Origin of the sequence: Saccharopolyspora aridisoli (genome assembly GCF_004348445.1) — a bacterium.
In the GTDB taxonomy this organism is placed as follows: Bacteria; Actinomycetota; Actinomycetes; order Mycobacteriales; family Pseudonocardiaceae; genus Saccharopolyspora; species Saccharopolyspora aridisoli.
The window spans coordinates 24,171-37,115 of sequence record NZ_SMKV01000035.1 but is presented as its reverse complement, the minus strand read 5'-3'; the positions used below and the strand labels follow the sequence as shown (position 1 = coordinate 37,115).

The following is a 12,945-nucleotide window of genomic DNA, read 5'->3' as shown; positions in this document are numbered from 1 at the left end:
GGATCAGCCACCTCCCCGCAAACCGGCCCGGATGACCTCCCGGCCGATGGGGGCTGCCAGCGAACCACCGGTGGCCTCGTCGCCCTCGTCGCCGCCGTTCTCCACGATCACCGCGACGGCGATCGTGGGGTTGGCGGCCGGCGCGAACGCGACGTACCAGCCGTGCGGCCGGTCGCCGGGGTCGCCGTGCTGAGCGGTACCGGTCTTCGAGGCGATCTCGATCCCGGTGATCTTGCCGGAGCCCTTCGTGTTCTGCTCCGACTTGATCATCATATCGCGGATCTTGCCCGCGATCTCGGGCGTGACCGCCTGGCCGAGCTCCTCGGGCCGGAGGGAGTCGAGCTCCTCCATGTCGGGAGCCTTCGTGGAGTTGACCAGCTGCGGCTTCATCACCTTGCCGCCGTTGGCGATGGTCGCGGCCATCATCGCGTTCTGCATCGGCGTGACGCGCACGTCGCGCTGGCCGATGCCGCTCTGGTACAGCGACGCGCCGTCGGCCATCGGGCCCAGGTCGGACTTGGCCACGCTCATCGGAATTCGCAGGTCCTGGCCGAAGCCGAAGGACGCCGCGGTCTCCCGCAGCTTGTCCGCACCGACCTTGCCCGCGATCTCGGCGAACGCGGTGTTGCAGGAGTGCGCCAGAGCGTCGGTCAGCGTGTTGCCCGAGCACTTCTTGCCGCCGTAGTTGGGCAGCTGCGTCGACGACTGCGGGAGCGTGATCGACGCGGCGTCCTGCACCTGGCTGTTCGGGTTGTACCCGTTCTCCAGCGCAGCGGCCGTGGTGATCAGCTTGAACGTCGAGCCGGGCGGGTAGATCTCGGAGACCGCCCGGTTGGCCATCGGGTCGCCCTCGGCGTCGTTGAGCGCGTTCCACTGCTCGGCGACCTGGTTGTTGTCCGGGCCGGTGAGCTTGTTCGGGTCGTAGGACGGCGCGTTGACCATCGCCAGGACCTCGCCCGTCGACGGGTTCAGCGCCACCACGGAACCCTGGAAGCCCTTCTTCGTGAGCTGGTCGTAGGCGACCTGCTGCATCTCCGGCTTGATCGTCAGCTCGACGCTGCCGCCGCGCGGCGTGTTGCCGGTGATCATGTCCGACAGCCGGCCGAACGCCATGCTGTCGTCGGTGCCGTTGAGGATCTTGTCGTTGGCGCGCTCGATGCCGTTCGACCCGTAGAAGAACGAGTAGAACCCAGTGACCGGCGCGTACAGCGGGCCGTTCGGGTAGGTCCGCTGGAACTTGTAGCGGTCGTGCTCGATCGGCGAAGAGCTGGCCAGCGACTGACCGGACGCGATGATCTGACCGCGCTCCCTGGAGAACTCCTCCAGCTGGGTGCGCGTGTTGCGGGCATCCTCGCGGTACTCGTCGGCCTTGATGACCTGGACGTAGGTCATGTTGCCCATCAGCAGCAGGACCATCGCCATCATGGCCAGCGCCACTCGGCGCAGCGGCTTGTTCATCGGGGACGCTCCACCAGTTCCGTATGTGCTTCCGCGATCGGCGCCTGCTTCGGCTTGGGCTTCGCCGGGGCCTGCGGACGGCGGGCCGCGTCGGACACCCGCAGCAGCAGCGCGATCAGCACGTAGTTGGCGAGCATCGACGAACCACCGGCCGCCAGGAACGGCGCCGTCAAACCGGTCATCGGGATCAGACCCGTCGAACCACCGGCGACCACGAACAGCTGCAGCGCGATGGTGAACGACAGACCGCCGGCGAACAGCTTGCCGAAGGAGTCGCGCACCGCCAGCGCGCTGCGCAGCCCGCGCATCATCAGCAGCACGTAGACCAGCAGCAACGACATCAGCCCGATCAGGCCGAGTTCCTCGCCCAGCGCCGGGATGATGAAGTCGCTGAACGACAGCGGTGTGATGTTCGGCATCCCGCTGCCCAGACCCGAACCCGGGATGCCGCCGTGGGCCATGCCGAACAGGCCGGTGCGCAGCTGGTAGCCGGGGTCGGAATCGCCGTCGGCCACCCGCATCATCGGGTCCAGCCAGGTGTTGACCCGGACCTGGACGTGCGAGAACAGGTTGAAGGCGATGATCGCGCCCGCCGCGAACATGGTCAGACCGAGGCCGACCCACACCGCGCGCTCGGTGGCGATGTAGATCATCACCAGCACGATGCCGAAGAACAGCAGCGAGGTGCCCAGGTCCTTCTCCAGCACCACGATGCCGATGGACAGGACCCAGGCGACCAGCACGGGACCCAGGTCACGCGGACGCGGCCAGTCCACGCCGAGGAACCGCTTGCCGGCTGTGGTGAACAGCTCGCGCTTGCCCACCAGGAACGAGGCGAAGAAGATCAGCAGCAGGATCTTGGCGAACTCGCTCGGCTGGATCGAGATGAAACCCAGGTTGACCCACAGCTTCGCGCCGTTGGCCTCCGAGATGCTCGCCGGCAGCACACCGGGCAGCGCCAGCAGCGCGATCCCGACGAAACCGCACGTGTAGCCGTACTGCGCGAGCGTGCGGTGATCCTTCACCAACCACAGGACGAGGATGAACATCGCCACGCCGGCCGTGGTGTAGAGGATCTGCTTCGGCGTGTACGGCGCCCCGACGACCGGGGCCAGGTCCAGCCTGTGCAGCATCACCAGACCGAGCCCGTTGATCAACGCGACCAGCGGCAGGATCAACGGGTCGGCGTACGGCGCGAAGTAGCGCACGCCGAAGTGCGCGGCGCCGTAGAGGATCAGGAACGCGATCCCGTAGAACAGCAGATCACGGGTGAGGGTCTGCTCCTGCGAGACCTCCACCACGATCAACGCCGCGGTCACGATGATCGCGGAGAAAACGAGCATGAACAGTTCGGTGCCCCGCCGAGTGTTGACTCGGGGGGCCCCGTTGACTGCTCCGGACGTAGCGGCCGGTTCGGACATCAACTCACCGTCCGGCAGTTCACGCCAGGCTTCGGCTCCTCCGGTTGCAGCGGCGTGGCGTCCGCCGCCGAGGACTCCGGTGGCATGGCCTGACCAGGCACCGGCGCACCAGGCGTGGGCTGCACCTGCGGCTGACCCGGAGGAGGCGGTGTCGGCGCACCCGGGACGGGGGCACCCGGGACGGGCGGCACCGTCGGCACCGAGGGCTCGGGCGTCTGGCACTCCGGCAGCAGCGCGGTCATCCGCAGCCGCCGCATCGCCTCCCGCGCCTCGGTGAGGCCGTTGACCTCGGTGATGCCGTTGCGCACGTCGGGACGCTGCGCTTCCTGGAGGTCGTCCAGCTTGATCGGCTGGCAATCCTTGGCGGAGTCCGACGGGCAGGAGGTCTCGACCTGCCAGTTCAACGCCACGCCCAGCGTGGATCCTTGAACGCCCTGGTAGATCACGACCTCATCGGCGCGGTTCACACCGATGTAGTACTGGTTGAGCACCCACCAACGCCCAACCAGCGCGACAGCCGCCAACACGATGAGCACGCCGCAGGCCACCACCAGCGAGGTGAGCCAGCGCCGTTTGCGCGGCTTCTCCGCCGGAGGTGAGGTGGGCACGAAACGCTTCGGCTGCGGCCGCGGCATGGTCACCGCGGAAGCGCGAGCCGCCGACGAATCGGGTTGCGGATGCTCATCGCCATTTCCCGCCGCGCCCCCGACTATGGGAGCGTCGTCGCCGAACTCGACGTCGACGACGTCGGCGATGATCACGGTCACGTTGTCCGGACCGCCACCTTTGAGAGCCAGCTCGATCATCCGGTCCGCGCACTGCTGCGGATCCGGGATGCGCAGGGCTTCCGCCATCGTCTCCGTGCTCACCGGGCCCGTCAGGCCGTCGGAGCACAGCAGGTAGCGATCGCCGGGCCGAGCTTCGCGGATCGCCAGGCTCGGTTCCACCTCGTGGCCGGTCAACGCGTGCAGCAGCAGCGAGCGCTGCGGGTGGTTGGCGGCCTCCTCCTCGGTGATCCGGCCTTCGTCGATCAGCGACTGCACGAAGGTGTCGTCGTGGGTTATCTGGGTCAGCTCGCCGTCGCGGACCAGGTATGCGCGGGAGTCACCGATGTGCACCAGACCCAGCTTGCTGCCTGCGAACAGCACAGCGGTGAGGGTGGTGCCCATCCCGTCGAGCTCCGGGTCGTTGGCCACCAGCTCGGCGATCGCGCTGTTGCCGTCCAGCACCGCACCGCGGAGCTGTCCGAGCAGGTCGTCACCTGGCTCGTCGTCATCCAACGGCGCCAACGCCGCGATGACGACCTTGCTGGCGACCTCACCGGCGGCATGTCCACCCATGCCGTCCGCGAGGGCGAGTAGTCGTGGGCCGGCATAGACCGAGTCCTGGTTGTTGGAGCGCACCAGGCCGCGGTCGCTGCGGGCTGCGTAGTGAAGGACGAGGGTCATGAGCGCAGCTCGATCACCGTCTTGCCGATTCTGATCGGAACGCCGAGCGGGACCTTGGTCGGCCCCGTGACCTTCGCCCGATCGAGGTATGTGCCGTTAGTGGAGCCTAGATCCTCCACGTACCAATCGGAGCCGCGAAGCGACAACCGAGCGTGCCGGGTCGACGCGTAGTCGTCGTCCAGCACCAACGTGGAGTCATCGGCTCGGCCGATCAGGATCGGCCGGCCGTCCAGGGAAATGCGCGTGCCGGCGAGAGCGCCGTGCGTCACCACCATCTGGCGGGGCGCCTTGCTCTTGCCCCGGGCTTTGCCCGGGGCCCGACTCGCACCTGGCATCGGGACTCGCATCCCCGACGCGGAGTAGAGATCTGAACGAACCACGCGAAGCGCAGCCAGCACGAACAACCAGAGCAGGGCGAGAAACCCTGCTCTGGTCAGCTGAATAACCAGCTCCGGCACTTGTTGTGAACGCTCCTACTCGTATTCGGGGGATCGGCGATCCGCGCTCAGCCCTGCTGGGCGCGGAAGACCAGGGACGAATGCCCGACCCTGATCACGTCACCATCTGCCAACTGCCAAGTCTGCACCGGAGTGCCATTCACCGTGGTGCCGTTCGTCGAACCGAGATCAGCCAGCATCGCGCTCTGACCATCCCAGGTGATCTCGATGTGCTTGCGCGAGACCCCCGTGTCGGGCAGGCGGAACTGGCCTTCCTGTCCGCGGCCGATGATGTTCGAGCCCTGCTGCAGCGTGTACGAGCGGTTCGAACCGTCGTCCAGGTGCAGCGTGGCGGTCATCTGACCACGAGGACCACCAGCCGGGTAACCGCCCGGAGCGCTCTGCGGGTAGCCGCCGCCGGGCTGGGCGTAACCGGCCTGGTCCGGGAAACCGCCCGGAGCGCTCTGCGGGTAAGCACCACCCGGCTGGCCGTAGCCCTGGTCGTAACCGGGCTGCTGCGGGTAGCCCTGGTCGAAACCCTGCTGGGGCTGCCCGTAGCCCTGGTCGTAGCCGGGCTGCTGTGCGTAACCCTGCGGCGGCTGCCCGTAGCCCTGGTCGTAGCCGGGCTGCGGCGGCTGCCCATAACCCTGGTCGAAACCGGGCTGCTGCGGCGGCTGGCCGTAACCCTGGTCGTAGCCGGGCTGCTGCGGCGGCTGCCCATAACCCTGGTCGTAGCCGGGCTGCTGTGCGTAGCCCTGGTCGTAGCCGGGCTGCGGCGGCTGGCCGTACCCGCCCTGCTGGTCGTAGCCGGGCTGCTGACCGTAGCCCTGCTGCTGACCGTAACCCTGCTGGTCGTAGCCGGGCTGCTGACCGTAGCCGGGCTGCTGACCGTAGCCGTAGTTGGGGTCCTGGCCTTGGCCGTATCCCTGGTCGTAGCCGTACTGCCCCTGCTGGTTGTACGGATCTCCCTGGGGGTAGTGGCCTGGTGGCTGGCTCATGGGTCGGTCTCCTGCGGTACGCGGTTGTGTCGGCCGTCGAGTTACATCGGGGTCGACGGTCGAACTGATTCGAAACTGTCCCGTGTGCAGCGTTTCAGAGCGCTCCAGGGAGACTACGACGTCACCATATGTGTCCCACCCCTGCTCGGTGAGGTGCTCTTGAACGCAGTCGGCGAGGAGGTCCGTCACCCGGTCCTCATCGCCGGTGAGCCGATCATGGTCCGACGGGCTCAATTGCACAACGTAGTGGTTACAAGCGAGCAACCGGCCACCGGCAAGCTCCCTGACCTTCAGCTCAGCATCTCGCTGCAAGGCCTGGGCCACTTCCTGCGGAACTACGTTCCCGCCGAACACGCGCGCAAAGCCATTACCGACGATGCCTTCGATCCGGCGCTCAAAGCGCTGCACGAGGCCCACGGCAATATCCCTCCACGCGTACGACTTCTGCCGACCATCGTATCTGGGCCCACGGCCCGCGACACCGCCCTGCTCCCAACTTCCTGACCCCCCTGCGCAGACCCCTCTCAGGGCCGTGCTAATCTTCTTTCCGCCAACAGGGCAGCGGGGAAGAGCGAGAGTTCACCCCGGTGCCCAGCGGTGGAAGGCTGCAAGCTAAGCTTCTCATCGTGCCACGGGCGAGTGGCGGAATGGCAGACGCGCACGGTTCAGGTCCGTGTGTCCGAAAGGACGTGAGGGTTCAACTCCCTCCTCGCCCACTCCGAAAGCCCTACCGGCGAAGCATGAGCCGGTAGGGCTTTCTTCGTCGTCATGTTGGGGGGTCGAACCCCCCATGCCCCCACGGTGCCGCTGGGCTCGTCCTCCCTGGTTGTCACCTTGGTTCTCCTTCGGCCTGCACACGTGAAGTCTTGTGCTCGGCCTTCGGTCTCGGGCGTTCTCCTGCTCCCACTCATGCTCTTCCCCTCCTCATGTCCGCTCCTTCTGGGCTGGTTCTTGGTCGGTTCGGGGGTGTTCGCGGTGTTCAGCGTTGAGCGAAATCTCTTCGTGATCTTTCTTGGTGTTGGGTGCTTCGTGTGCTGGGGTGGGGGAGTCCGGCTGGGGTTGTGGCTCGGAGGTGCCCTCGTGGCGGGAAACAGTCGGGATCCTGGGCGGTCGGTGACCGCTCGAGCTTTGAGCGTGCTGACCGCCTTCGACGCGGACCACCCTCGGCTGACCTTGACGGCCATCGCGCAGCGGGCCGACATCCCGCTGGCCACCGCGCACCGGCTGGTGCGCGAGCTGGAGCTCTGGGGTGCGCTGCAGCGCGACCCCGACGGCCGGTACGTCATCGGCCTGCGGTTGTGGGAGATCGGATTGCTGGCCCCCGTGAACGGGCGGCTGCGCGAAGCCGCGCTGCCCTACATGCAGGAGCTGTGCGAAACGACTCACGACAACGTGCACCTGGCGGTCCGGGACGAACTCGACGCCGTGTACGTGGAGAAGCTCACGACTCCCACGTCTGTGCCCATCGTCTCCAGGACCGGTGGGCGGCTGCCGCTGCACGCGACCGGGGTCGGCAAGGTCCTCCTCGCGCACGCGCCCGCGAGCGTTCTGCACTCCTGCTGCGAGACCGGGCTGTCCCGGCACACCGCCTACACGATCACCGAGCCCGGCCGGCTCGGTCGCGAGCTCCAGGGCGTGCGCACGCGCGGCTACGCCTCCGCCAACGAGGAGATGACGCTCGGGAACTGCTCGGTGGCCGTGCCCGTCCACGACACCTCGGGAACGGTCGTCGCGGCGCTCGGCGTGGTCGCCCACAGCGTTCGGGCCGACGTCAGCCGGCTCGTCCGCTCGCTGCTGCCCGCGGCCGAGGGCATCCGACAGCGGCTGGCTGAGGGCGAACGGGTCAACCTCGACGCGCTACAGCGGTGAATAATCTTCCGCTTACTAGTCGAATAATCTGTCAACTGTACATTTGTGCAGGTCGCGTAACCGGCGCAGATATCATACGGGGATTTTCGAGGCCATGAATGATGGGCGGAAGGCGTTGTCGTACGGGTGTCGGGTAGGAATCACCTGTTTGGCCGCATGGCGGGGCTGAAGCCCCCATGTCACTCGTCGACCGGTCACCGACAGCTGCCCGCCGCCGATCGCAGCGACCCCTGATGAGCAGCGCAGAACCGCCTCGGAGCTGTTTTAGTCAACATGGCCCCCGCACCGGTGGCCGGGGGAAGTTGAAGTCGCGGAGTGCACGTAGCGCGAGGGAGGCGGAAAGCTGTGACCGCAATGCCGGGACATGCCTGGTCCGAAGACGAGCTCCGAGCCTGCTCGACCACGCAGGTCCGGTCGCCGCTGGGGCACGCCGCCTCCATGGGTCGGCTCGCCCAGCGATCGGTGGACGCGATGGGCTGGACCGGCAGCGTGCTGCCGCCGGTCAAGTTGCTCGGACGCCAGATCATCGCCACCGCGGAACTGGTGCCCGACGCCCACGCCGAACGCCTGGTCTTCGCCAGCGGCCCGGTCATGGACCGCGCGGAGATCGCAACCTGGGTCTGGCCCGAGATGGACGGCCGGGTGCCACCCCCCGCGGCCCGCATCACCGGCGTCCTCGCGCCGGCGCGCCACTGGCGCACCGCGCTGACCGCCGCGGTGCCGTTCGCCCGATTCGTCAACGCGGCGATCGTCGTGCCGCGCAGCGTGGCCGTCGCGCCGGACTTCGCCGAGACCTGCCTGATCCGCGCCCGCCAGTTCGGCATCGCGGTGCTCAGCGCCGACGGTGATGACGTGCGCGAAGAGCTCCCGGGGCACAGCCTCGACGACGCGCCGCCGGTCGAGCACACCGCGGTCTCGCGATGGGTGAACGAGGTCGTCTACCAGCAACTGCTGTCGGCTGAAGCTCCAGCTCCGTCGCGCAGCTGAAGGCCCCTGGGGGCCGCAGTTCCAGTTGGACCCGGGGGGCTTCAACTGGAACTGCACTTTCCAGAACAGCGGGCGGGGGTTGCCTGCTGGAGGGGGAGAGGAGCGGACGGATGCCCGCCCGGACCACGCTACCGCGCAGCGTGGGCGGGCTCCGTCCGCCGACGCCGCTCGAGACCTCTCGCGGAGTTGTCCACAGGTGGGTCCACAGGTGTGTTGTCCCCAGGAATCGAGAGTTGTCCACAGCCCTGCTTGAACGGTCGAGCAGCGGCATCGGGCATACCGTGAGGACATGCGCATCGTCATCGCCGGGGCCCACGGGAAGATCGCTCGGCCGCTCGGCCGACTGCTCTCCGAACGGGGCGATCAAGTCCTGGGAATCATCCGCAACCCCGACCACGCCGCCGACCTCGAAGCCGACGGCGTCGAGCCCCTGGTGCTCGATATGGAGAGCACCGGAGCGGCCGAGCTGGCGGATCGGTTGTCCGGAGTGGACGCCGCCGTGTTCCTCGCGGGGGCGGGTCCCGGAAGCGGTGCTGCGCGCAAGGACACAGTGGACCGCGGAGCCTCCGCACTGCTCGCGGATGCCTGTCAACAGGCCGGAATTCGACGTTTCGTGCAGGTGAGCTCGATGGGCACCCGCACCCCCAACCCACCCGACGTGGACCCGGTGTTCGGGGCCTACTTGGACGCCAAGCGGGCGGCCGAGGAAGACCTGCGGGGGCGCGATCTCCAGTGGACGATCCTGCGCCCGGGACGGCTCACCGACGACGAGCCGACCGGCCGGGTCGCGTTGGCCGAGGAGGTCGGTCGGGACGAGGTCACGCGCCGCGACGTGGCCGCCGTTCTGGCGGCGCTGCTGCTCGAACCGGGGACAGCCGGACGGGCGTTGGAACTCGTCGGCGGTGACGTTGCGATCACCGACGCGGTGCGTGCCGCGGCGGGGTAATCAGTTCGAGTTATCCACAGGCCCCAGGACGCGGTCGAGGTACGAGTTGTGGAAGACCCCGCCCGGATCCACCGAGGCGCGGACCTGCCGAAACTCGTTGAACCGGGGGTAAACGCCGGACAACGCCGTCGCGTCCAGGCGGTGCATCTTCCCCCAGTGCGGTCGCCCGCCCGCGTCCCGGGCGATCGCCTCGAAGGCGTCGAAGAAGTGCCGGTAGGGCATCCCCAGGAACTGGTGCACCGCGATGTAGCCGGTGTCGCGGCCGTGAGCGGTGGACAGCCACACGTCGTCGGCTCGGGCGACCCGCACCTCCACCGGGAACATCACCGGGTCGGCCAGCCGCCCGGCGACCTCGCGCAGTTCGCGCACCACGTCCGGGACGATCTCGCGGGGGAACGCGTACTCGGTCTCCACGAACCGGATCCGGCGCGGCGTGGTGAACACCCGGAACGAGCGGTCCTGGTAGCTGCGGGCCGACCAGGTCGCGGCGCAGAACCGGTTCAGCGGCCGGACCAGCCGGGGAACCGCCTTCCCGATCCCGCAGACCGCGCCGAACAGGCGGTTCTCCAACACCTCGTACTCCAGGAAGTTCCGCACGGGGTGCAGCGGGCGCGGCGGTCCCGGATGCCGGTTGTTGCGCTTGACCATGGCGTTGCGGCTGTGGGGGAACCAGTGGAACTCGAAGTGGTCGTTGGTCTCGGCGAGCCCGCGGAAGTCGGCGATCACTTCCTCCAGCGGCGCCGGACGCTCCTCGGCAGCCAGCGTGAACGCGGGGACGCAGCGCAGCGTCACGGTGGTGATCACGCCGAGCGCGCCCAGGCCGAGCCTGCCTGCGGCGAACAGCTCGGGGTTCTCGGTCGCAGAGCAGCGCACCTCTGAACCGTCGGCGAGCAGCAGTTCCAGCGCCTCCACCTGCGTGGCCAGACCGCCGAGACCCGCTCCGGTGCCGTGCGTTCCGGTGGAGATGGCGCCTGCGATGGTCTGCTGGTCGATGTCGCCTAGGTTGGCCATCGCCAGGCCCAGCGAGTCGAGCTCGGCGTTGAGCACGTGCAGCGGAGTGCCGCCGTGCGCGGTGACCAGGCCGGTCGACGGGTCGGCGTGGATGATCCCCGACCAGTGCCGGAGGTCCAGCGCCACACCGGATTCCGGCGAGGCCACGGCCGAGAACGAGTGCCCGGAACCGATCGGCCGCACCCGCAGGCCCACCCGGGTCGCGGCGCGGATCGCTTCGGCGGCTTCGGTGGTGTCTCGTGGGGCGACGACCCGCGCCGGGTGCGCGGTGGTCGTGCGGCCCCAGTTGGTCCACGGACGTGCGGTGGCCGGAGCACGCTGCATGCCGGGCCTCCAATGGGTGAGGTGGTCGGCGCGATGGGCTGAAGTTATGTGAAACCGATTCACATAACAAGGCCCATCGGCATACGGTTGTCGGCGTGCGCCGGATCGACGAGATCACCAGCGGAATCGAGGCACCGTTCGTAGCGGTGGACTTGGCAGCCTTCGACCACAACGCCCAGGACATGGTGCACCGCGCGGCCGGTGTGCCGATCCGGATCGCCACGAAATCCGTTCGGTGCCGGGAGCTCATCGCCCGCGCGCTTCGGATCGAGGGCTACTCGGGCCTGATGTGCTACTCCCTGGCCGAAGCCCTGTGGTTGCACGGCGAAGGCATCAGCGACGACATCCTCGTCGCCTACCCGACCGCGGACCGCTTCGCGCTGCGGGAGCTCGCCGCGAACCCGTCCGCCGCAGCGGCGATCAGCGTCGTGGTCGACTCGACCGATCACCTGGACCTCATCGACGTCGCGGTCGGGCGCGACCGACCGCACATCCGGCTGTGCGTCGAGGTCGACGTCTCGTGGCGGCCGGTGCCCGGGGTGCACATCGGCACCCGGCGGTCCCCGCTGCACACCCCGGCGCAGGTGCGGCGGTTCGCCGAATCCGCCCAGCGGCGCGCGGGGTTCGAGCTGGTGGGGTTGATGGCCTACGAGGGCCAGATCGCAGGGCTCGGCGATGCCCCGCCCGGCAGACCGCTGCGCGGGGCGCTGCTGCGCGGCATCCAGCGCCGCTCCGCCGCCGAGCTGGCGCAGCGACGCGCGGCGGTGGTGCGCGAGGTCCGCGAGGTCGCGGATCTGCAGTTCGTCAACGGCGGCGGCACCGGCAGCCTGGAGCGGACCGCGGTGGAGGCCGGGATCATCACCGAGGTCGCGGCGGGCTCCGGGCTGATCGGCCCGACCTTGTTCGACGCCTACCGCGCTTTCCAGCCGCGCCCGGCCGTGCTCTACGCCCTGCCTGTGGTGCACCGACCGGCCAGGCGCATCGCGACGTTGTTCGGCGGCGGCTACATCGCATCAGGGCCGCCCGGCGCGGACCGAGTTCCGGCACCGCACTGGCCGAACGGCCTGAGCCTGCTGGGGGCCGAGGGTGCCGGTGAGGTGCAGACGCCGGTGACCGGTGCGCCGGCGCGCGGCCTGCGCATCGGGGACCGGGTCTGGTTCCGGCACGCCAAGGCCGGTGAGCTGGCGGAGCGCTTCAACCGGTACCACCTGGTCGACGGCCGCCTGGAGAGCGTGGGGAGCTCGGCCGTCGAGGAGGCACCGACCTACCGGGGGGAGGGCAAGTCGTTCGGATAACTCGTCATGATCGTCTGCGCGACCACCGGCGAGCTCGTCCGTTCTCCTTGGGTGATCCGGTTGGAAAGGTACCCGCGGACCAGGTCCTTGGCCTCGGCCAACATCGCTTGGTCGCCGTTGGGATCGCGCCGGAACGCCAGGTGCAGCACGGCGTCCGCCGCTTCGACGGCCACGGTCAGCGGCAGGGCGAGGTCGGCGGGGTCGAGCTGGAACTCCTCAGCGATCAGGCCGGTCAACTTCTCCGCGATGACCGCGTTGTTGTCCTTGCTCGGATCGAGCAGCCGCAGGTCGACCACGTCCCCGAAGTGCAGTCGGCTGAACGCCGGGACCTCGCGGTGCATGGTCAGGTAGGTGTCGAAGACCGCGTCCACGGCATCCCACCAGTGCGCGAGTTCGAGCTGCTCGAAGCGGCTGGACACGGTCCGCACGAAGCGGTCCAGGTTGCGCAGCGTCAGCTCCTGCACGACGGCGCGCTTGTCCGGGAAGAACTGGTACAGCGATCCGACCGCGACTCCGGCCCGTTCCGCGATGAGGGTGGTTGTTAATCCGTCGTAGCCCACCTCGTCGATGAGGCCCGCCGTGGCGGCGAGCATCTTCTCCACGCGTTGGGCACTCCGCTGCTGCACGGGCTTGCGCCGCAGCGGTGCTATTTCTGCAGGCAATGCGACTCCCTGTGTTTTGGAGTTGTGCCGACCAGTCTGCTGCCGAGCCGACATCCGTGCGTATGGGACATGCCGCCGACCTCGTCAAG

The 12,945-nt window shown here is 68.5% G+C and carries 11 protein-coding genes and 1 tRNA gene; 5 read left to right on the top strand and 7 right to left on the bottom strand.

The window, feature by feature from the left end:
- Positions 1-3: 3 nt before the first annotated feature.
- The 5 genes from E1161_RS22025 to E1161_RS22005 are packed head-to-tail and all read right to left on the bottom strand — an operon-like array spanning position 4 to position 6,179.
- On the bottom strand, positions 4-1,458 hold the full coding sequence (locus E1161_RS22025; protein ID WP_132626311.1) for a peptidoglycan D,D-transpeptidase FtsI family protein: 1,455 nt from the start codon (positions 1,456-1,458) through the stop codon (positions 4-6).
- Complete coding sequence (locus tag E1161_RS22020) at positions 1,455-2,879, bottom strand: FtsW/RodA/SpoVE family cell cycle protein (protein WP_132626309.1); 1,425 nt, start codon at positions 2,877-2,879, stop codon at positions 1,455-1,457. Before E1161_RS22020 ends, E1161_RS22025 begins: the two co-directional genes overlap by 4 nt.
- Positions 2,879-4,327 carry a PP2C family serine/threonine-protein phosphatase gene (locus E1161_RS22015; protein ID WP_132626307.1) on the bottom strand — a complete coding sequence of 483 codons (1,449 nt, stop codon included), beginning with the start codon at positions 4,325-4,327 and terminating at the stop codon, positions 2,879-2,881. The genes E1161_RS22020 and E1161_RS22015 overlap by 1 nt, the downstream gene beginning before the upstream one ends.
- The gene (locus tag E1161_RS22010) at positions 4,324-4,785 is read right to left on the bottom strand and encodes an FHA domain-containing protein FhaB/FipA (RefSeq protein WP_132626305.1); all 462 of its coding nucleotides are present in this window, start codon (positions 4,783-4,785) and stop codon (positions 4,324-4,326) included. Before E1161_RS22010 ends, E1161_RS22015 begins: the two co-directional genes overlap by 4 nt.
- 47 nt (positions 4,786-4,832) lie before the next feature.
- Positions 4,833-6,179: an FhaA domain-containing protein gene (locus tag E1161_RS22005; RefSeq protein ID WP_132626303.1), complete on the bottom strand. Its 1,347-nt coding sequence runs from the start codon at positions 6,177-6,179 to the stop codon at positions 4,833-4,835.
- A 216-nt stretch (positions 6,180-6,395) separates the two neighbouring features.
- Here E1161_RS22005 and E1161_RS22000 point away from each other — a divergent pair.
- The 4 genes from E1161_RS22000 (at position 6,396) to E1161_RS21985 (ending at position 9,564) form a co-directional block, all read left to right on the top strand.
- Positions 6,396-6,478 (top strand) — tRNA-Leu (locus E1161_RS22000).
- A 364-nt stretch (positions 6,479-6,842) separates the two neighbouring features.
- Complete coding sequence (locus E1161_RS21995; protein WP_132626301.1) at positions 6,843-7,631, top strand: IclR family transcriptional regulator; 789 nt, start codon at positions 6,843-6,845, stop codon at positions 7,629-7,631.
- Between the two features lie 354 nt (positions 7,632-7,985).
- Positions 7,986-8,618: a hypothetical protein gene (locus tag E1161_RS21990; RefSeq protein WP_132626351.1), complete on the top strand. Its 633-nt coding sequence runs from the start codon at positions 7,986-7,988 to the stop codon at positions 8,616-8,618.
- Between the two features lie 289 nt (positions 8,619-8,907).
- Positions 8,908-9,564 (top strand): SDR family oxidoreductase, encoded by a 657-nt coding sequence (locus tag E1161_RS21985; RefSeq protein ID WP_132626299.1) that lies wholly within the window; start codon positions 8,908-8,910, stop codon positions 9,562-9,564.
- Here E1161_RS21985 and E1161_RS21980 read toward each other — a convergent pair whose 3' ends face one another.
- On the bottom strand, positions 9,565-10,899 hold the full coding sequence (locus E1161_RS21980; RefSeq protein ID WP_132626297.1) for a D-arabinono-1,4-lactone oxidase: 1,335 nt from the start codon (positions 10,897-10,899) through the stop codon (positions 9,565-9,567). It lies immediately after the preceding gene.
- Between the two features lie 95 nt (positions 10,900-10,994).
- On the opposite strand from E1161_RS21980, the gene E1161_RS21975 reads away from it, so the two are divergent.
- Complete coding sequence (locus E1161_RS21975; protein ID WP_235875217.1) at positions 10,995-12,194, top strand: amino acid deaminase/aldolase; 1,200 nt, start codon at positions 10,995-10,997, stop codon at positions 12,192-12,194.
- Here the strand turns inward: E1161_RS21975 and E1161_RS21970 are convergent.
- Positions 12,164-12,910 (bottom strand): TetR family transcriptional regulator, encoded by a 747-nt coding sequence (locus tag E1161_RS21970; RefSeq protein WP_132626295.1) that lies wholly within the window; start codon positions 12,908-12,910, stop codon positions 12,164-12,166. The genes E1161_RS21975 and E1161_RS21970 overlap by 31 nt on opposite strands.
- Positions 12,911-12,945: the final 35 nt, after the last annotated feature.

What these genes read in the sequence shown, in the direction of transcription:
- E1161_RS22025 (WP_132626311.1), bottom strand. Translation starts at nt 1,458, where the DNA reads ATGAACAAGCCGCTGCGCCGAGTGGCGCTGGCCATGATGGCGATGGTC.
- E1161_RS22020 (WP_132626309.1), bottom strand. Translation starts at nt 2,879, where the DNA reads ATGTCCGAACCGGCCGCTACGTCCGGAGCAGTCAACGGGGCCCCCCGA.
- E1161_RS22015 (WP_132626307.1), bottom strand. Translation starts at nt 4,327, where the DNA reads ATGACCCTCGTCCTTCACTACGCAGCCCGCAGCGACCGCGGCCTGGTG.
- E1161_RS21990 (WP_132626351.1), top strand. Translation starts at nt 7,986, where the DNA reads ATGCCGGGACATGCCTGGTCCGAAGACGAGCTCCGAGCCTGCTCGACC.
- E1161_RS21985 (WP_132626299.1), top strand. Translation starts at nt 8,908, where the DNA reads ATGCGCATCGTCATCGCCGGGGCCCACGGGAAGATCGCTCGGCCGCTC.
- E1161_RS21980 (WP_132626297.1), bottom strand. Translation starts at nt 10,899, where the DNA reads ATGCAGCGTGCTCCGGCCACCGCACGTCCGTGGACCAACTGGGGCCGC.
- E1161_RS21970 (WP_132626295.1), bottom strand. Translation starts at nt 12,910, where the DNA reads ATGTCGGCTCGGCAGCAGACTGGTCGGCACAACTCCAAAACACAGGGA.